This window comes from Myxococcales bacterium (genome assembly GCA_016720545.1).
In the GTDB taxonomy this organism is placed as follows: Bacteria; Myxococcota_A; Polyangia; order Polyangiales; family Polyangiaceae; genus JAAFHV01.
Window position 1 is genome coordinate 311,061 of the sequence record JADKKK010000005.1, and the last position, 19,617, is coordinate 330,677.

A 19,617-nucleotide genomic window follows, 5' to 3' on the forward strand; every position below is an offset into this window, starting at 1 on the left:
TCCCGCGCTGGTTCGCCGCGGCTGTGCTCGCCCTGTGCCCAGGCCTCACCGACTGCTACTCGACGGGGAACGGCACGCCCCCCCCCCTCGACAGCCTCTATTTTCCGGTTGGCCTCGCCGTGTCGCACGGCGGCAACGTGCTCTACGCGCTGAACTCGGACTTCGACCTGCAGTACAGCGGCGGCACGCTCCAGTCGTACGATCTACGGCTCATCCGCAAGCACACGCTCCTCACGATCGAGAACCCGTTCGACCCGGCGCTGCCCCTGATACGCCCGGCGCCCATCCTGCCGGACGGGCGCACCCCGACGTGCAAAGACGGCGAGCTCGTCGACCTCCGCCCGGACGGCACGAGGCTGCCTCTAGGCCAGACCTGCGCTCCGCCGATGCGCACGAGCCACTACGTCCGCGACGCCGTGGTCATCGGCGCGTTCGGCACCGACCTCCAGGTCAGCCTCGACACGAGGGCGCTCGTGCCACCGGTGGGCCTCACCGGGCCGGCGCCGGCGCGCGCGAAAGATCGCCTGTTCGCGCCCCTGCGCGGGTCCGCGTCCATCTTGTGGGCCGACGTAGCGCACGACGTCGCGGAGCGCCCACCGAGCGAGACCTTCGATCCGAACCAGCGTGACGCCGCGCTGGCGGCGTTCGCGCCCTTCCGTATCGACTGCGGCACGCGTGTAGAGGGCCGCTGCGACGGGGCTCACGCGACCGGCACGACCCCCGAGGCGGAGCCAAAGAACTCTCGCGGGCTCAGGCTCCCCGGCGAGCCGTTCGGCCTCGCCCAGAGCGACGACGGCAGCGCGCTCGTCGTGACCCACCAGAACGACACGAAGGCCACGCTCCTCTCGACCGGCCTCTCCTACGACAGCGGCAGCGACGCGACGCGCATCTCGGCGCCGAGCGTGCAGTTCATCGTCGACAACCTGCGCACGGGCGGCGTCGGCGTGGCCAGCGTGCCCTACGATCCCGAGGGCTTCACCCCCGCCACCCGGCCGCGCCCGGCTTACATCGGGACGAGCCGCGCGGTCGCGGAGCTCTCCCTCCTGCGGCATTACACCGACGAGGCGGGCGGCACGTCGTCGTCGCTGAACCGCCCGTTCCTCGCGCGAGAGCGCGCGTATCCGCTCGCGGCGTCTGCCGGCGGCACCGACTCGCGCGGCATCGCGCTCGACCCCACCCCGCGGTTGGCGTGCAAGGCCCGCGTGAGGCCGGCCGATCCGGCGGCGGTGCCCCCGCGGACCGCCCAAGACGTCGCGCGGGACCTCACCGCCTGCGCGCGGAAGCCGCTCCGTGTATTCCTCACGAATCGTACCCCGGCGGCGCTCCTGGTGGGCGAGCTAGGGTCCGACGTGGGCGCGGCGTCGACCGAGGCCTACGACCCCGAGAAGCTCACGTTCTTCGACTCGGTGCCGCTGACGGCGGGCCCGTCGAAGGTGTTCCTCGCGCCCATCGTCGACGGCGACGGGCGCTACGCGCTGCGCGTATTCGTCGTCTGCTTCGACGCCTCCACGGTCTTCGTCATCGACCCCGATACGCGCCGGCTCGACAACGTGATCCGCGTCGGCGCGGGGCCGTTCGCGCTCGCGTTCGACCCGTTCGACATGAACGACGTGGCGCGCCGGGTGGAGGTCCCCTTCGACCCGCGCGAGCCGGGAAGAGGGCTGCGCCAGTACCGGTTCGCTTACGTGGCGAGCTTCACGAACTCGTTCGTTCAGGTGCTCGACCTCGACAACTCGCTCGCCCGCAAAGACACCTTCGGGCACGTGGTCTTCTCGCTCGGCGAGCCCACCCTGCCGAAGGGGGTCAAGTGAGCGCGCGGCGCGGCCCGGCGGGGCGTCTCTTCGCGCTGCTGGCGCTCGGGGTCCCTGCGGGCCTCGGTCTCACCGGCGCGCTCGCGAGCTGCGCGCAGACACCGCCGAACAACCCGGTGCGCTCGTTCGAGCGGCCCGAGAAGGTCGACTTCGTCTGCATGCAGGTGCGCGACGGCACCGCGAACGCGGGCTTCGTCGCGCCTGCGCCGGTGGCGCTCTCGAAGTGCACGCCGGCCTCGGCCGAGGCCGCGAGCACGGGCGGCGCCGACTTCCTGCCGTTCCACCTCTACGCGCTCGTCACTCAGACGACGCGCGGCGAGTTGGCCGTCGCGGACCTCACGGCCGGTTCCGTCGTCGACCACGACTACACGGCGCCCGGCGTGAACTTCCTCACGGTAGGGGCCCTGCCGCGCGACATCGCCACCACCCCCGACGGGCTGCTCTCGTTCGTGACGTCGGGCGAGGCGAACAAGCCGGCGCTCTACGCCATCGCGTCCCACCGCATCCTCGGCGACACCGCCGGCGTGGTTCGTCAGGGCCTCGACAAGCAGATCGAGCCGCCGCACACGACGCTCTCGACCTGGCCGGCCTGCAGCCTCCCTGACGCGCCGACGTCGGTCGCCGTCATCAAGAAGGAGGGGCTCGGCGCGGAAGGCGAGCGGGACCCGTACGCCTACCAGGTCGCCGTGCTGCTGCCCGGCGGCGCCGGCGCGAAGGGGTCCGCCAAGATCGTCACGCTCGACGTGAAGCCGTTCCTGCGCGGCGCGGGGCTGCTCAACGTTGGCCTCGCGCCTGGCCTAGACGACGGCCCGCGCGTCGAGCCCGGCTCGCTCGCGCCGTGTCCGGTGGTCGGTGTGGTCGAGCTCGGCGGCGCGTCGCTCGTGCCGCCGACCGTGCCCAAGGGGCCCGCCTGGGACGACGGCGTGAAGTACCGCGCGGCCGCTCCGCCGCTCCCCGACCCCGGCGCGTTCCCGCCTGGACAGTCCGCCGTCGAGCCGTTGCCGTTCTCGGCCTCGTGCCTCGCCTCGCCGGCGCCCCCCGCGCCCGTCGTCCAGTACGCCGAGCCGCTGGGCAAGGCGACCCCCACGGGCTTCGTGCGCGACGGCACGCGCCTCTACGTGGGCGACGCCGCGCTCCCGCTCATCCACGTCATCGATCTGTCGAACCCGAGCGCCCCGCGCGAGCTGCCCCCGCTGCTCACGTCCAGCCTGTCGGAGCCCTCGCGCCTCGTGACGGTGAAGGACCTCGCGATCAGCCCAGAGACGCGAGACTACAAGCGATTTCTCTACGCGATCGACGACAAGCAGGGCTCGGTGCTCGTCTACGACGTGACCGACGACGCCTCGCCGCGCGTGCCGCTCACCCGGCCGCATCCGCAGTCGAACCCGTTCGCGCCGACCGACCGGGTGCAGTTCGGCGCCCCGGCCGTGGCGGTGCAGTTCGCTCGTTACGAGCTGCCCCAGCAGCGGGGCAACGCCCCCTCGACGGGCGCGCTCTGCAACCCGAACCCCGCCATCGGGGTAGGCCAGGGCCCGTTCAGCGATCCGGGCGGGTTCCTGCGCCCGAGCTTCGCCGCGGGCATCGGGCCCGGGCGGCTCCGCGGCGTCTTCGCGTTCGTTACGCTCACCAACGGCCAGATCGTCACGGTCGACGTGGACGACTGGGACGCGCCGTGCCGCCGCCCCGACCCCATGGCGAGCTTCCCCGTGAGCGCGACCACGCCGCAGGAGCCCGCGGTGGCCGGCAGCCGCGACCCGTACCACGCGCCTACGGCCTTCGCGGCCGACGTCGACACGACCTCGCCCGTCACGCTCGAGGCGTTCTTCCCGGTGAGCGCGCCGAACCGCGTGCGCTCGCTGTTCAGGTTGAACCGGGGCGGCACGGGCGGAAATCACGCGCCGCTGCTCGCCGGCCAGCCGCAGCTCTTCAGCGCGCTGAACGCGCAGCTCTCCACGGTGGGCTCCGGCAGCGAGGCCAATCCAAAGCTTCTGCCGACCAGCACCGAGGTCGCTGACCCCGGCTCGCTCTCCGACCCGCTCGCCCCGAACGCCGGCGCCCTGAAGGACAACCGCAACACCGGCGTGCTCCCTGCGCTGCCTACGGGCGACACGGCGACCGACGTTCGCTCCAACGTGCGGTTCTCGTACGAGGACCCCACCGTGCACGTCGATCAAGAGTGGGCCACGGTGTACGAGGGCGTCATCCCCACGCTCGACGGCGTCGTCGCCACGGTGGCGAGCGGCGATGGCTTCCGTAGCCTCACCCTCGCGGCACCCGCCGCCCAGCTCTGCGCCCGCGGCGTCGAGGACCTCACCCTCGGGACCGAGCGCGCGCGGGCTGTCTCGGCCGCCCTCGCGGCCGCCAAGCTGCCCGCGATCCCGCTGCTCGACCGGCGCATGACCGACTACGTCGAGATCACCGACGATCTGCTCCCGCCGACCGATCCCTACTGGCTCGAGAACCAGGCCTGCTGGCCCGAAGAGCTGGCGAACGGCACCGCGACGGCGCGCTTCGCGACCTGCAACGCCTTCTTCGATGGCGATTTCGAGCCCGATCCGAAGGTCACGACCACGCCGAAGGCGAACGCCAACCGGCACCTCCCCATCCTCGAAGCCTTCGACGGTAGGCTGGTCGTCTCGCGCTTCTTCACCCCGCTCGACGGCCCCGAAGTGGGCATTCGCCGCGTGGTCCCTCCCGAGGTGAGCAACCAGCGCCCGCTCGCGCTCGCTCAGTGCTGCTTCCACAGCCAGTGGAAGCTCCGCGTGCGCGCGAGCAACCAGTGGATCACGAAGGGCGCGAACGCGCGCTCCTCGGTGCAGTTCCTTCACCACGTGAAGCGTGGCGCCGGGGACCGATGTGTCCAGTCGTGCGACGCGCGCGATCAGCTCCTGTCGAGCCGCTCGCCTGCCGTGCCGTTCGCTGGCGTGACGCCCGGCGCCGCCCCCGGCCGAAACAGCCCCCTGGCCATGCGCAACCCGATGTTCTCGTTCGTGGCGTGGAACGGCGTCGAGACCCAGGCGAAGGGCGTGTTCCGCGACCTCGAGCCGGCTCGCGACACGTTCTTCCGCTACTCGACGCGTGGGCAGTTCACCGCGCTGACCGCGAACCTCTCGAGCACGAGCGTCGCGGTGAACCCGCGGGCGATGCGCTACGTCGAGCCGCTCGGCCAGATCGCGATCATCGACGGCGCGTCACAGGGGCTCGTGCTCTTCGACCTGCGCACAGTCACGCTGTCGCGGACGAGCTTCTTCTGAACGGGCTAGCTAGGGTCGTGGCCAAGGCGAAGGATGCGTCGCAGACGCCGCTCATGCGGCAGTACCTCGGGGCGAAGGCGGCTCACCCCGACGCCCTCCTGTTCTTCCGCCTCGGCGACTTCTACGAGTTGTTCTTCGAAGACGCCGTCGTCGCCGCGCGCGCGCTCGATCTCACGCTGACGAGCCGCAACAAGAACGCCGAGGACGAGGTGCCGATGGCGGGCGTGCCCCACCACGCGGCGAGCTCGTACATCCAGCGCCTCACCGAGCTTGGGTATCGCGTCGCGCTCTGCGAGCAGATGGCGGATCCCCAGACCGTCAAGGGCATCGTGCCGCGCGAGGTCGTGCGGGTCGTCACCCCAGCGCTGGTCTTCGACGACGCGGCGCTCGAGGGCGGGAGCAACGCGTACGTCGTCGCGGTCGAGCGCGAAGGCGAGGGCGAGCGCGAGCGCTACGGCGTCGCCGCGTACGACGGCTCCACGGGCGAGCTGTCGGCGAGCGACGTGGCCCACGTCGGGGGCGCACTCTCGGAGCTCACGCGGCTCGAGCCCCGCGAGGTGCTCCTCGGCCCGGGGTGCGAGGCGCTCGACGGTCGCCTCGCACAGCAGCGGCCGAAGCTGCCGCGTCGCCCGAGCCTCGCAGAGCTCGAGATCGCCGAAGTGGACGCGGCCCTCCGCCACCTCGTCGGCGCTGGCGACGCGGGGGCGTCGGAGCTCGCGAGGCGCGCCGCCGCGCGCGTCGTGCGTTACGCCGAGGCGTGCGAGCCCGGCAGGCGGCTCCCCGTGGAGCGCCTCGCGTCGCGCGTCTCCGACGACACGCTCGTGCTCGACGCCTCGACCCAGGAGCACCTCGAGCTCGTCCGTGCGACCGACGGCGAGGCGCGCGGCTCGCTCCTCGCGGAGATCGACGCGACCAAGACCGCGATGGGCGCGCGGCTCCTGCGCGCCCGCGTGCTCGCGCCCAGCGCGCACCTGCCGACCATCCGCGCGCGCCACGAGGGCGTCGAGCTCTTCGTGACGAACCCGGGTCTTCGCGCCGAGGTGCGCGCCCGACTCGCGCGGGTCGCGGACCTCGAGCGGCTCGCGGTGCGGGTGCTCACCGGCCGCGCGCTGCCGCGAGATCTCGTCCTTCTCGGACGGTCCCTCGCGGAGATGCCATGTATTATACATGAAATGGAGCGAAGCGTCGCCACGGTGCGGGCGCTAGGCGGCGCGACCGGTGTGGCGCGAGCGCCAGGGGCCTGCGAGGGCGCGAGGCAGCTGCTCGCTCGGGCGCTCGCCGACGAGCCGGGCGCGAAGGCGGGCGATGGCGACGTGCTGCGCGAGGGCTACGACGCCGAGCTCGACGAGGCGCGCGCCCTGGCGCAGGGCGGGCAGGGGCTCTTGGTCGAGCTCGAGGGGCGCCTCCGCGTCGAGACCCAGATAAGCAGCCTCAAGCTCCGCTACACGCGCGTGTTCGGCTGGTACATCGAGCTAACGAAGACCCACGTCGCGAAGGCGCCGCGGTCCTGGCGTCGGAAGCAGACCGTCGCCACGGGCGAGCGCTACACGTGCGACGAGCTCGACGAGCTCTCCGACAAGGTCGCGCACGCCACCTCGCGCGTCACCTCGAGAGAGACCGAGCTCTTCGCCGCGCTGCTCGCGGCCCTCGCCGCCCACGACGCCGAGCTGCGCGACGCCGCGCGGTCGCTCGCGGAGTGGGACGTCGCTTCCGCCCTCGCCGAGGTCGCCCACTCTCGCGACTACGTGCGCCCGCTGGTCGACCACGGGCTCGCGCTCTCGCTCGTCGACGGGAGGCACCCCGTGGTCGAGCGGCTCGCCGCCGCGGGCGCCTTCGTCCCGAACGACGTGTCGCTCGACGCCGCGGACGACGCGCGCGACGCGCGCCTCTGGCTGGTCAGCGGGCCGAACATGGCCGGGAAGTCGACCTTCATGCGCCAGGTCGCGCTGGCGGTCATCCTCGCGCAGATGGGCGGGTTCGTGCCGGCGGCGGCGGCGCGCGTCGGCCTCGTGGACCGGATCCTCACGCGGGTCGGCGCGAGCGACAATCTGTCGAAGGGCGAGAGCACGTTCATGGTCGAGATGAAGGAGACCGCGAACGTGCTCCTCCGCGCGACGCGCCGCTCTCTCGTCATCCTCGACGAGATCGGGCGCGGGACGAGCACCTACGACGGGCTCTCCATCGCGTGGGCCGTGGCCGAGCACCTCGCCGAGGCGGTGCGCTGTCGCGCCCTCTTCGCCACGCACTACCATGAGCTCACCGCGCTGGGCGACGGCCAGCCGGGGTGCGCCAACCGCTCGGTGTCGGCGCGTGAGCACGACGGAGACATCGTCTTCTTTCACAAGGTCGGCGAGGGCGCCGCGTCGCGCAGCTACGGCGTGGCCTGCGCGCGGTTGGCCGGCCTGCCCGAGAGCGTGCTCCGGCGCGCGCGGGCGATCCTGGACGGCCTCGAGACACGAGGTGAGGCGCCGAGGGCCGCTGGCGCGCGAGCGGGCGTGGGCGCATCGTCCCGCGTCGAGGCCTCCCCCGCGGCGGTGGATCCGCCCGCGGAGCCGGACGCTGCGCGCGAGCAGCTCGGCCTCTTCTCGCCCCGCGCGGTCGCCGAGGTGACTCCCTCACGTTCACCTGGAGCGGCGGCGCCTCTCGCGCCTCTCGCGCCTCTCGCGCCTCTCGCGTCCGGCGCGCCACGGCCTGTCGTCGCGCCCCCGAGCGCGGTGGCCGCGCGCCTCGCCGCCGTCGATCCGGACGCGCTCACGCCCATCGAGGCGCTGCTCCTGGTCGCGGAGCTCAAGCAGCTCGCGGCCGGCTCCGGAAAGATGTAACCTGCAATAAACAGCGCGCCGCCCGCGCCCCTTGCGCGCCCGCGCGAGGCGCCCTATCCAGGGCCGCATGCACCGTCTCCGCTCCGCCGTGCGCTCGCAACAGATCTCTCGCTCACCCTGGCCTCGCCGTCCCGTCTCGCTGGCCGCCGCGCTTGCGCTCGGGCTCTCTCCTCTGGCGTGTGGCGCCGAGCCGGTCGTCGCGCCGCCGCCGGTCGCGCCCGCCCCGCCGCCGATGAAGGCCGCGCCGGTGGACGCGGGGGTCGCGGAGCAGGAGAAGGCCCCCGAGCCCAGCGCCGAGGAGAAGAAGAAGGCCGAGGCGCTCGTGCGGCTGAAGGCCGACTGGGCGCAGGCCGACGCCGACGCGAAGACCGAGCTCGAGCGGTGGACCCCCGAGCTCCGCGCGGCGGCGAAGGCCGTCGCCGAGCGACGCCACGCGAACCTCAAGGCGGCGCTCACTGCCGTGCTCGCGAGCAAGCACCGCGGGCCGCGCAACGTCGCGCGCGACGCCCAGCGGCACCCCGCCGAGACGCTCGCGTTCTTCGGGCTGACACCGCGCCAGACGGTGCTCGAGTACGGCCCCGGTGAGGGATGGTACACGGAGATCCTCGCGCCCATCGTGGCGGCGCAGGGCAAGCTCATCGTCACGAGCACCGATCCGAACGGTCCGGCCGATCAACGCAGCACGTTCTACGGGCACAGGTTCAAGCTCTTTCTCGACAAGTCGCCCGAGGTCTTCGGCAAGGCCGAGATCGCGCTGCTCGACGGCGCGTCACCGCGGCTCGACCTCGACGGCAAGGTCGACCTCGCGCTCGTCATGCGCGGGCTGCACGGCATGCAGAACAACGGCAAGCTCGACGCGTGGCTCGCCCAGATCCACAAGGCCCTCAAGATGGGCGGCACGCTCGGCATCGAGCAACACCGTGCGAAGGCCGGCGCCAAGGTCGAAGAGACCTCGAAGCATGGGTATCTGCCCGAGGCGTGGGTCATCGAGCGCGTCGAGGCCGCCGGGTTCAAGTTCGCCGGCAAGTCGGAGGTGAACGCCAACCCCAGGGACACGAAAGACTACGCGGAGGGGGTGTGGACACTCCCCCCCACGCTCACGCTCAAAGAGGTCGATCGGGCGAAGTACGAAGCCATCGGCGAGAGCGACCGCATGACCCTGAAGTTCTCCAAGGTCGCCAAGGTACCGAGCAAGCCCAAGAAGTAGGCGACGAGACGACCACGGGCGTCGCGCGCGGGCGGGCTTCAGTCCGCCCGGCATCCGTCGTACACTCCTCGCGCTGGCGCATGCAGGACGCGCTAGCCACCACGAGGAGCTCGACCTTGAACTCATTTTCCCGCCTCGCTTCCTTCGCCGCGCTCGTCGGCTTCTCGCTCGTCGGCGCGGGGTGTCCGCCGTCGCAGCCCCAGCAGCAAGCCGTGCAGCCCCAGCAGCCGGGGTACGCGCCGCAGCAGCCGGGGTACGCGCCGCAGCAGCCGGGGTACGCGCCGCAGCAGCCGGGGTACGCGCCGCAGCAGCCGGGGTACGCGCCGCAGCAGCCGGGGTATCCGCCGCAGCAGCCGGGGTATCCGCCGCAGCAGCCGGGGTATCCGCCGCAGCCGGGCGTGCCGCCGCAGCCGGGCGTGCCGCCGCAGCCAGGGCAGCCCGCGCCTGAGCAGCCCGCGCAGCCCGGAGTCCCGGGCCTTCCGTTCCCGATCCCCGGCTTCCCCGCGCCAGCCCCAGCGGGTGGGGGCGGAGGCGCTCCAGGGGGCTCGGCGACGGTGATCGACCCCAACCTGGCGGCACCTGCCACGGTCCCGCTCATGGCCTTCGCGAACACCGAGGCTCCCGGCATGCAACGCGAGGGGAACATGATCGCGGGCCAGTTCCAGCAAGGGCAGAGCCTCGAGCAGCCCATGACCATCCAGCCGGGCAAGTGCTACACGGTGGTCGCCGTCGGCGCGGGCATCCAGGAGGTCGACATCACCATGGTCGCGACGACCCCCATCCCCGGCCAGAGCCCGCAGCTCGGTCGTGACACCACCCAAGGCGCGCAGGCGTCGCTCGGCGGCAAGGGAAACTGCGTGAAGCTCGCGATCATCCCGTTCCCGGTGCAGGCGAAATTCGTCATCACCGCCACGCGCGGCGCCGGAATCGCCGCCGCGCAGCTCTACGTGAAGTAGGGCAGCGGGGAGGGGGGAGAGGGAACCCAACGAACCCTTCTCCCCCCGTCCTGGCTCGAAGAGAACTATGGATGCTCAGACCGTCGTCACCGTGGGTATTGGCGCGCTCCTCGCGTGGCAGCTGAGTCGCGCGTTCCTTGGGAAGGTCGCCCCGGACAAGGCGCGAGCCCTCGTCGACGCGGGCGCTCGGCTCGTCGACGTGCGCAGCCCTGGCGAGTACTCCGGCGGTCACATCAAGGGTTCCGTCAACATCCCCGTGGGGGAGGTTCGCAGCCGACTCCGCGGAGCTCGGCGAGAAGGACAAGGCCATCGTGGTCTACTGCGCGAGCGGCGTTCGCTCGGCGAGCGCCGCCAAGGTGCTTCGGAGCGCGGGCTTCAGCGACGTCCACGATCTGGGCTCGATCGCGCGCTGGCCGGGCTAGCGGTCCCACGTGCCAAAGCAGCCGTCCCGCGAGGATCGAGAGACCCCAACGCAACCTCCGTCCGCGGGCGTCGAGCTCGCTGTTCGGTCAGGGCTCGCGGAAGGCGCGCGCGCCGCGTGCGTCGGCGCCGCGCTGCGGCGGGGTGAGATCCCGCCCGACGCCGACTTTGATCGTTTCCTGCCTTCGGTCCACCAGGGCGTCTCCCCTTACTTCTGGACTCCGCTGGCCGTCGTTGCGCGAATTTCCTCATGGTTCCGAGATCTTAGGGTGTCCAGTGTGGTCGACATTGGCTCGGGGACCGGGAAGTTCTGCGTCGCTGGCGCGCTCGCGACGCGCTGCCGTTTCGCAGGTCTCGAGCACCGGCCGGCCCTCGTGGGCGCGGCCCGCGCGCTCGCCGACACGTTCGGCGTCGGCGATCGCGTGACGTTCTCCCACGGCGCCTTCGGGGAGCGCCCCGTGCCGGAGGCGGACGCGTATTATCTCTACAACCCCTTCGGCGAGAACCTCTTCGGCCGCCCCGATCAGCTCGACGCGGTGGTGGAGCTCAGCGACGCCCGCTACCGCCGCGACGTGTCCGCGGTCGAGGCGTTCCTCGAGGACACTCGGCCCGGAAGCTACCTCGTGACCTACAACGGCTTCGGGGGTGATCCTCCGCCCTCCTACGAGGGGCTCTTCGCCGACTGGAGCACGCCCAGCCTGCTGCGCCTCTTCAGGAAGCGAGACCCGACAGCCTGAGCATCCTTGCGGCTGCTGGGACGTGGCCACCCTTCTCGGTCATCAAGCGCTTTGGCAGTCTCAGCACGACGCCGTTCGCGCAGCGAACTGCGTGGCGAGAGGGAACCGCCCGCAGTAATGCTAGGTTGTCGGCGATGACTGAGCTGGAGTCGCTACGGAGCCGCGCCCTATTGGCCCTCGAGGGCGTCATCGATCCCGAGCTTGGCATCGACGTCGTGGCCCTCGGGCTCGTCTACGACGTCACCGTCGAGGGCTCTGCCGTGCGCGTCTCGCTCACCATGACCACCGCGGCGTGCCCGCTCGGAGAGCAGATCGTGCGCGACGCCGAAGAGCGACTCGGCGCACTCGACGGCGTGGGCGAGGTCACGGTGTCGCTCGTGTGGGAGCCTCCGTGGGGCCCCGAGCGCATGTCGCCGAGGGCGCGCGAGCAGCTCGGGTGGCCCGCGTGAGCCGCGTGCCGCGGTGAGCCCGGTCGTCCCTATGCGCGCCGCGCCGCCGCGCCCGTCGAGCCCACGCGCGCGTCGCGCCCTGCTCGTCGCGACCGCCGCGATGGCGCTGCTCGGGCTGCTGGCCGGCCTCGCGAGGCTCGGCTTCGCCGTGCCCTTCGGAGCCTCGAGGGTCATGGCGCACGGTCCGCTGCTCGTGATGGGGGTCTTCGGGACAGTGATCGCGCTCGAGCGCGCGGTCGCGTATGGCGCGCGCTGGGGCTACGCGGCGCCGGCGCTCGGCGTCGCGGGCGCGTGGCTCACCGGGCTCGGGCTCCCCCGCGGCGGCGCCCTCGCCTCGCTCGCGGCGGCCACCGCGCTCGTCGCGCTGAACGCCGCTATCGTGCGCCGCCAGTCCGCGCCCTTTACGTGGCTCATGTTGCTCGGATCCGGCGTGCTCGAGGCCGGCGCGCTCGGGGCGGTGGCGGGGCGCACGGTGCCTGCGCTCGTGCCCTCGTGGATTGTCTTCTTCGCCCTCACGATCGTCTCCGAGCGCCTCGAGCTCTCACGCCTCGCGCCGACCCCGCGGTGGGCCACCCACGCCCTCGTGGGCCTCTCGTGGGTGCTCGCGCTGCTCGCCGTCGGCGCGCTCGTCTCGCCTTGGCTCGGGGCCCGGCCGCTCGGGCCGCCGCTGGCCCTGGCGGCCGCGTGGGAGCTGCGCTTCGATCTCGCGCGGCGCACGATCCGGCAGCCCGGGCTCGCTCGGTACGCCGCCATCGGTGTGCTGCTGGGCGCCTTCTGGCTCTTGATCGCGGGGCTCGCGCTCACCGCGATCGGGCTGCCCGGCGCAGGCCCTCACTACGACGCGGTCCTCCACGCCGTGTTCGTCGGCTTCGTGCTCTCGATGGTCTTCGCACACGCTCCGATCATCTTGCCCGCGGTCGCGCGCGTGGAAGTGCCGTTCCACCCGATCCTCTACGCGCCGCTCGCGCTGCTGCACGGCGGGCTCGTCGCGAGGCTCCTCGGGGACGCGACCGGGGAGCTCGCGCTGCGGCAGGCGGGCGGCCTTTCGAACGCGCTCGCGCTCGCCGCGCTCGTGGGCGCGGTGCTCTGGTCGCGGGCGCGTCGTTCGGTCTGCGGTTAGGCTCCCGCGACAACCTGGAGGTGGGCGACGAAGGCGCGGAAGGCGAGGTCGCGCCTTGAAGATCCTTGGCGCCCTCCGGGTGCTCGCGCTCGTGAAGGGAAATCTCGCAGAAGTGCCAGGCCGGTGGTCACCGTTGTGTCCGGGGGAAGGTGGGGTGACCAGTCGACAGAGCCCGCGCTTGTGACCAGTCTAGCTGAATGACTCCTCCTCTCGCACGCGCCCTCGCGCTCGCCTCCACCGTCGCCGCGCTCGTCGCCTGCAGCAGCACCACCACGGATCCGACGCTGGCCGACGCGGCCGCCGACGCCGCGCGCCCCCCGGAGCAGACCGGGCAGGCGTGTCGCTCGCCTGCCGACTGCTACCCCGGCCTCGCCAGCGGGGACGGCGGCGCGCTCAAGGGTGACGTTCAGTGTCTCGATCGGGTCACCAATGGATACTGCACGCATCTCTGCGACTCCGACGCCGACTGCTGCGCCGCGCCGGGCGAGTGCAAGACCGGCCTCAGGCAGGTGTGCGCTCCCTTCGAGTCGACCGGAAAGAAGATGTGCTTTCTCAGCTGCGAGCCGGGCGACGTCGCGGCGGGGATCGCCGCCGTCGGCCCCGTCTTCTTCGACACCGGCGCCAAAGAGGACGCCTACTGCAAGAGCTTCGCGTCGCAGGCGCTCGGCTGCCGCTCGACCGGCGGCGGCAAGGAGAACCGCAAGGTGTGCCTGCCGTGAGCCTCGCCCGCTGGGCTACGGGCGCGCCCAGCTCACGGCGAACCCCGCGACCGCGCCGCCCAGCACGAGCCACGTCGCGTTGAGCTTCTTGAATCGCAGGAGCGTCCCGGCCGCGACGAGGGCGAGTGCGAGGGCGGGGAGATCGACGATGGCCGCGCGCGCGAGCTGGGCGGTCACCACCACCATCAGGGCGAGGGACGCCACGTTGACGCCGTCGAGAAAGGCGCCGGCGCGCGCCGAGGCGCGCAGCCGGGGCACGAGCGGCCCGCTGAGCGCGACGAACACGAAGGCCGGTAGGAAGATGCCGACGGTGGCGACCAGCGCTCCCCGAGGGCCCCGCGAGCACATAGCCCACGAACGTCGCCGTCGTGAACACCGGCCCGGGCGTGATCTGGCCCACGGCGACGGCGTCGATGAGCTGGGCCTCCGTGAGCCAGTGGAGCCGCTGGACGAGGTCCGAGCGGAGGAAGGCCACGAGGACGTAGCCGCTCCCGAACAGCACCGAGCCGGTCTTGAGGAACACCCAGAACATCGACGGCAGCGTCACGAGCTGCGCGGCGCCCGTCGCGGCGACGGCGCCGGAGAGGGGCGCGAGCGGGCCGAGCGAATGCGCCTCGTCCGCAGGTGACGCGCGTCGCCGCGGGGCGGTCGCGACCGAAGCGAGCCCCGCACCGAGGAGCACCGCGAGCTCGTGCACCCCGACGGCCGCGAGCACCCCTGCGAGCACGCCTATCGCCCGCAGGCGCGTCGTCGTCGCCGCCTTGGGCGCGAGCCCCGCGATGGCCTGCACGACCACCCCCAGGATCACCGGTTTGACGCCGTAGAGGATCCATCCCGCGGCGGGCAGCGCGCCGTAGCGCACGTAGGCGTAGCCGCACGCCGCCGTGAGCCACATGGCGGGGGCGATGAACGCCACGCCGGCCACCACGAGCCCCGCGCCCCTTCGCCGCTCCCAGCCGACGTGGATCGCCAGCTCGGTCGAGTTCGGCCCCGGGATGAGGTTCGTCGCGGACACGAGGTCGAGGAAGCGCTCGTCGCTCAGCCATCCGCGGCGGCGGACGACCTCGTCATGCATCATCGCCACGTGGGCCGCGGGGCCACCGAACGACGTCGCTCCGAGGCGGAAAAAGAGCCACGCGAGCTCGCCGAACGACGTGCGCTCTTCCTGCGCGGTCGACGGCGACGGCGACACGTCGTGGGCGGGCGGCGTGGTCACGAGGAACCACCACGGTAGCACTTGCCTCCGTGGCGCCGGGCGGGAATCGCCAAACCCCGCACGTGGGATCGAGGCTTCTCGAAAACGGTATGTCGATCGTGCCCTATCGTCGCGAGCGGCGACCTCTCTGCGAGGGAGGAGCTGCCGATCGCGACTGCCACTAACAGCCTGTTGATTTACGGACCGAGGCCCGGCGTCGTCCGCGCCCGGCCCGCCAAGGCGCGATCCGTGGAGCGCGCGGAGCGCGTTCCAGGTGGGCGTTTCTAGGTGAGCACGCACCGCAGGATCGCAACGACGGCGGTCGGGATGCGGCGGCGACGGGCCGACGGGAGTAAATCAACGGGCTGCTAAGTGGCCGTTCAGCGCGTCGCCGACCACAGGCGGCCGCTCGAACCCTACGCGGTGTGCTGCATACGCACGAGCCGGTAGCCCGAGGGGCCGCGCATGACCGTATCGAGATACCCGACACCCTGGTGCTCGTACCGGAGCTGCACTCCCAGCGCGAGGCCCGCGAGCAGCGCGCCGAGCGCGTCGCCGACCGGGGTGGTCCCCTCGCTCACGTAGCGCTCCGCCCCGTGCTTGAGCGTGACGGACACGTGCTGCCCGAGGAGCTCCACGTCGGTGAAGAGCGCGCGCACGGTCGCCTCGTCGAGGTCGGCCATCTGCACCGGCGGCAACTCCAGCTCCTCGGAGCCGGCCCCCGCCCCGAGCTCAGGCGCCACCCCGCACCTCCGCCCGAGGGAGCACGATGTCGAAGCCGTTGATGGGCGCGGGGCACACGCCCACGCACACTCCGCACCCGGTGCAGACCTGCTCGTCGACTCGCGGGCGACCGGCCTCCACGAGGATGGCTCCCGGCACCGGGCACCGCTCCGAGCAGGTGGAGCAGAACGAGCCCGTGAGCGCGAGGCAGGCGTGGGCCCGCAGCCGCACCTTTCCGCCCTCGGGGATCGCCAAGGCGTGGAGTCCGCCGCCCCCCGGCGCGCGCCTCGGGCCGAGGCCCACGCGCGTAGTCGCGACCTCGGGCAGACCGGGCCGGAGCGGCGAGGGCGGCGGCGCCTCCGCGGCCCCTCGCCGCGCGTAGAACGCGTCGAGCGAGAAGCCAGGCGCGCGCTCGACCGGGGCCGGCCTCGCCTCGGGCGGGCGGAACGCGTCGAACAACGAGCGTCGACTCAGCTTCGCGGTCATGGGGCCGCTCCGCGCGCAGCGGGCGCGGCGCCGCCCACGGGCGGGAGCGTGGAGGCGCGCCCGTCGAGGGCCGCCGAGGGTGTGTGGCACTGCGTGCAGCTCTCGCGCCACGGGTGCGTCGACCGCATGCCGAGCGCCCCCGCGACCCCGTGGCAGCTCCCGCATTGGCCCCGCATTCGGGTCGCGTGGGGGATGGTCGGAGGCGCGCCCTTCCACGCGCGTTCGCCGCTCGCGACGGGCGAGGCGCCGACGAAGGTGCTCTGGGTGAGCGGGGGCGGTGGGGGCGACGGCGGGCCGCTCGCGGCCGCGTGGCACTGAGTGCAGCTCTCGAAGCGCTCGTGGCTCATCGCCGGAGCGCGCCGCCCCGCGACGACGGCCCCCTTCTCGTGGCAGGTGAGGCACTCGGTCGTGCTGGACCCCGCGACGGCGTGAGGGATGATCGGCGGCGCGCCGTCGTAGGCGCGCAGCGCCCCGCGGGCCTCGAGCACGCGCGCCCGCTCCTCGGCGGTCTGCGGAGGCACCACGTCCGTCGTCTTCGGGAGCTTGTCCTCGAATCGGTCGAAGGCCTTCGCGTAGAGCCTCGCGTTTGGCCCGCGGCGTGTGGTGCGGAGGTCAGAATAGCCGGGCGTGGGCGCGATGGCCGCGGGGTCGTCCGCAGGCCGCCCGGGCACAGTGCGCGCCTCCTTCGCGATGCCCGTGAAGAAGCCCGCCGCCGAGGCCCCGAGCGCCAAGAGCCCGATCACGTGCCACGAGCGGCGCGCGGGCGCGGGCTCGGGCTCGCGACGGTCGCCCTCGTCCTCCGCGGTCCGCCTCGGCTTCTCGCTCATGGCCGCGCCCGCCTGCGCACGCGCGCCGAGCACTTCTTGTAGTCAGGCTGCTTCGAGAACGGGTCGTGCGCGTCGAGCGTCACCTCGTTGATCATGATCCGCTCGTCGAAGAAGGGAACGAACAGCGTGCCGTTCGGGGGCGCGCCTCGCCCGTCGATCCAGACGGGCAGCTCGACCTTTCCGCGGCGACTCTCCACGACCACGATCTCGCCGTCCTGAATGCCCATCTTGGCGGCGTCCTCACGGCTCATCTCCACGTACGACTGCGGCATGGCCCGCTGGAGCTGCGGGATGCGCATGGTCATCGTGCCCGTGTGCCAGTGCTCGAGCACGCGCCCGGTGCACAGCCAGAAGGGGTATTCCGCGTCAGGCGACTCCGGCGGCGCCTCGTACGGGTGGAACCAGATCTGGGCCCGGTCGTCCTTCGTGGTGGAGTGGTAGAACTGAATGCCCTTCCCCTTCTGCACGTACGGATCGTCGTGCTCCGCGAAGCGGAAGCGCGTCTCGCGCCAGGTGCCGTCGGGCTGCTTCACCACCGGCCACCGCAGGCCTCGACTGGCCACGTACTCCGAGTAGGGCGCGAGGTCCTTGTGGTGCCCCGTCGAGAAGCGGCGGTACTCCTCGAACATGGCCTCGTCGACGTTCACGTCGTAGAAGTGCTTGTGATCCCAGATGGGGATCTCCTTGCCGCCCTTCTCGACGTGGAACAGGAACTTCCCGTCCTTGTCGTTCATTCCGGCGTGGCCGAGGTCGCGGAGCTTCTTCGCCACGGCGATGAGCTGCCACAGATCGCACCGCGCGTCGCCGGGGGCGTCCACCATGCGGAACCACTGCTGCGTGCGGCGCTCCGAGTTGCCGAACATTCCGTGCTTCTCTATCCAGAGCGCCGCCGGCAGCACCAGGTCGGCCGCTCGGGTGGTGGCCGTGGGGTACACGTCGGACGCGATGAGGAACTTGTCGTCGAGCTTGCGGCTCGGCTCGAACAGCGCGTGCACGTTGGGCAGCGACTGTCCGGGGTTCGTGGTCTGCACCCACAGCGTGTCGATGTCTCCGCCCTTGTCCTTCGGCGTGGAGAAGCGCTTGAACATCTCCACCGTGTGATAGCCAGGCTTCGCCGAGATGCGCCCCTCGGGGACGTTCCAGTGGTGCTCGGCCTCTTTGCGGTCTTCGGGCTTCGTCACGTTCATGCCGCCGGGCAGCAGGTGGCAGAGGGTGCCCACCTCGCGCACGGTACCGCACGCCGAGGGCTGGCCGGTCAGGCTCGTGGGCGCGTCGCCCGGCTTGCCGAAGTGGCCACTCAGGAGGTGGACACCGTGCACCAGCGTGTTGATCGCCGTGCCGCGCGTGTGCTGGTTCATTCCCATGCACCAGATGCTCGTGATGCGCACGTCGCGCCGCCCGAAGAGGTCGGCCAGATACCGCACGTCGGCCGCGCTCACGCCCGTGATCGCCTCGACCTTCTCCGGGGTGTACTCGGCCATCTGACGCTTGTACTCGTCGAGCGTGATGGCCTTCCCGAGCAGGGTCTTCGCTTCGTCGGGCGCGCGGAACGCGCAGTGCTTCTCGACGAACTCCTTGTCGTACGTGCCCTTCTCCAGCAGGAGGTGCGCGATGCCGTTCGCCAGGGCGAGATCGGTCTGCGGTCGAAAGCGGATCGATTTGTCCGCGAACTGACTGCTCCGCGTGCGTCGCGTCGCCATGTCGATGAACGTGACGCGCTCGCCGCGGTTTCGCCGATCGATGAACCGCGAGAACAGCACCGGGTGCATCTCCGCGGGGTTGTTGCCCCACGTGATGAGCACGTCGCACTTGTCGAGATCCTCGTAGCACCCCGCGGGCTCGTCCACCCCGTAAGCGGCGAGGAACCCGGTGACGGCCGACGACATGCACAAGCGCGCGTTGGCCTCGAGCTGGTTGTGGCCGAGCCCCGCCTTGATGAGCTTCGCCGCGGCGTACCCCTCGGGGATGGTCCACTGTCCGCTGCCGTAAATCGCGAACCCTGCGGGGTTCTTCTGCGCGCGCTTGGCGATGATCTCGATCGCCTGGTCCCAGGTGATGGGCTCCTGTTTGCCATTCTTGCGGAGGAGCGGCGTCCGCAGGCGATCTTGGCCGTAGAGGGCGAGCCCCACGTGATAGCCCTTCACGCAGAGGAGGCCCTTGTTGACGTCGGCGCGAGGATCGCCCTGGATCTGCACGACCTTGCCGCCCTTGACCCCGACCTGCACGTGACAGCCGGTCCCGCAGAAGCGGCACGGGGCCTTGTCCCACTTCACGCCGTCCACCACCTGCGGGAGGCTGGGGCCAGGGCCGGGGCCAGCGCCAGGCGCGGGCGGCGGCCCCTCGGCGTGAGCCGTGCCCCCGCGGAGGAGCCGGGCGGCGGCTGCCACGGCGCTGGCGAGCGCGGCTTGCTTCAGGAATGTTCGGCGCTCCATTACACACCTCCCGCGGCCGCGGCCGAGCCCGGCGCCGTGTCCTCGAAATGAATGCTGACGACGTCGACGCGGAGGATCCCCGCGGTCTTCAGCAGGTCGGAGACGAGCTCTTCGCCCTCCTCGGCCGTGCCGGTGTCGAGCACGGCGGGCAGGTAGTCGCCCTGCGCCTCGCCGAGCTCGACGCGGGGCTCCGTGAGCAGCGCGGCCAACGCGCGGCACCGCAGCTCGCGGTCAGGGACGGTGGAAATGATCACAGAAGCGATCGGCATGCCCGCCCTTCAGCAAGTTCCGCGCCGACGTCGCGGCGCGCGCCCGCCGCACAGACTCAGCCTCCGATTCCGCAGGCCGCCGCGCGCGCGGCGCAGTCCCCGCAGCCCTCGCGAATAGTTTGCGCGAAGGCCAGGCGGCGCCCGCGCAAACGCCCCGGAACGCGCTGGCACGGGTCGTGCGTCGTCGGCG

Annotated in this window: 14 protein-coding genes and 2 pseudogenes; 10 read left to right on the forward strand and 6 right to left on the reverse strand. The window is 72.1% G+C overall.

Annotated features, from left to right (window positions below):
- Positions 1-23 precede the first annotated feature (23 nt).
- The 10 genes and pseudogenes from IPQ09_13000 to IPQ09_13045 all read left to right on the forward strand — a co-directional run bounded on the left by IPQ09_13000 (position 24) and on the right by IPQ09_13045 (position 13,495).
- Positions 24-1,811, forward strand: coding sequence for a hypothetical protein (locus tag IPQ09_13000; protein MBL0195127.1), 1,788 nt, complete (start codon positions 24-26; stop codon positions 1,809-1,811).
- Positions 1,808-5,065 carry a hypothetical protein gene (locus IPQ09_13005; protein ID MBL0195128.1) on the forward strand — a complete coding sequence of 1,086 codons (3,258 nt, stop codon included), beginning with the start codon at positions 1,808-1,810 and terminating at the stop codon, positions 5,063-5,065. Before IPQ09_13000 ends, IPQ09_13005 begins: the two co-directional genes overlap by 4 nt.
- 17 nt (positions 5,066-5,082) lie before the next feature.
- Positions 5,083-7,887: a DNA mismatch repair protein MutS gene (mutS, locus tag IPQ09_13010; GenBank protein ID MBL0195129.1), complete on the forward strand. Its 2,805-nt coding sequence runs from the start codon at positions 5,083-5,085 to the stop codon at positions 7,885-7,887.
- Between the two features lie 67 nt (positions 7,888-7,954).
- Positions 7,955-9,094, forward strand: a complete 1,140-nt coding sequence (locus IPQ09_13015) for a class I SAM-dependent methyltransferase (GenBank protein ID MBL0195130.1) — start codon at positions 7,955-7,957, stop codon at positions 9,092-9,094.
- Between the two features lie 116 nt (positions 9,095-9,210).
- Entirely contained in the window at positions 9,211-10,050 is an 840-nt protein-coding gene (locus IPQ09_13020; protein MBL0195131.1) for a hypothetical protein, read from the forward strand.
- A 67-nt stretch (positions 10,051-10,117) separates the two neighbouring features.
- Positions 10,118-10,472: pseudogene (locus IPQ09_13025) on the forward strand (rhodanese-like domain-containing protein).
- A 267-nt stretch (positions 10,473-10,739) separates the two neighbouring features.
- Positions 10,740-11,207 carry a hypothetical protein gene (locus IPQ09_13030; protein ID MBL0195132.1) on the forward strand — a complete coding sequence of 156 codons (468 nt, stop codon included), beginning with the start codon at positions 10,740-10,742 and terminating at the stop codon, positions 11,205-11,207.
- Positions 11,208-11,341: 134 nt separating this feature from the next.
- Positions 11,342-11,656: a metal-sulfur cluster assembly factor gene (locus IPQ09_13035; protein ID MBL0195133.1), complete on the forward strand. Its 315-nt coding sequence runs from the start codon at positions 11,342-11,344 to the stop codon at positions 11,654-11,656.
- A gap of 13 nt (positions 11,657-11,669) precedes the next feature.
- Complete coding sequence (locus IPQ09_13040; GenBank protein MBL0195134.1) at positions 11,670-12,776, forward strand: hypothetical protein; 1,107 nt, start codon at positions 11,670-11,672, stop codon at positions 12,774-12,776.
- Positions 12,777-12,973: 197 nt separating this feature from the next.
- Positions 12,974-13,495, forward strand: a complete 522-nt coding sequence (locus IPQ09_13045; GenBank protein ID MBL0195135.1) for a hypothetical protein — start codon at positions 12,974-12,976, stop codon at positions 13,493-13,495.
- Between the two features lie 15 nt (positions 13,496-13,510).
- Here the strand turns inward: IPQ09_13045 and chrA are convergent.
- The 6 genes and pseudogenes from chrA to IPQ09_13075 form a co-directional block, all read right to left on the reverse strand.
- A pseudogene (gene chrA, locus IPQ09_13050) lies at positions 13,511-14,573 on the reverse strand (chromate efflux transporter).
- A gap of 533 nt (positions 14,574-15,106) precedes the next feature.
- Positions 15,107-15,433, reverse strand: a complete 327-nt coding sequence (locus IPQ09_13055; GenBank protein MBL0195136.1) for a hypothetical protein — start codon at positions 15,431-15,433, stop codon at positions 15,107-15,109.
- Complete coding sequence (locus tag IPQ09_13060; GenBank protein MBL0195137.1) at positions 15,423-15,899, reverse strand: 4Fe-4S binding protein; 477 nt, start codon at positions 15,897-15,899, stop codon at positions 15,423-15,425. Before IPQ09_13060 ends, IPQ09_13055 begins: the two co-directional genes overlap by 11 nt.
- Positions 15,896-16,726 carry a hypothetical protein gene (locus IPQ09_13065; GenBank protein MBL0195138.1) on the reverse strand — a complete coding sequence of 277 codons (831 nt, stop codon included), beginning with the start codon at positions 16,724-16,726 and terminating at the stop codon, positions 15,896-15,898. The genes IPQ09_13060 and IPQ09_13065 overlap by 4 nt, the downstream gene beginning before the upstream one ends.
- Positions 16,723-19,158 (reverse strand): molybdopterin-dependent oxidoreductase, encoded by a 2,436-nt coding sequence (locus tag IPQ09_13070; protein MBL0195139.1) that lies wholly within the window; start codon positions 19,156-19,158, stop codon positions 16,723-16,725. Before IPQ09_13070 ends, IPQ09_13065 begins: the two co-directional genes overlap by 4 nt.
- Positions 19,158-19,427: a hypothetical protein gene (locus IPQ09_13075; protein ID MBL0195140.1), complete on the reverse strand. Its 270-nt coding sequence runs from the start codon at positions 19,425-19,427 to the stop codon at positions 19,158-19,160. Before IPQ09_13075 ends, IPQ09_13070 begins: the two co-directional genes overlap by 1 nt.
- Positions 19,428-19,617 lie beyond the last annotated feature (190 nt).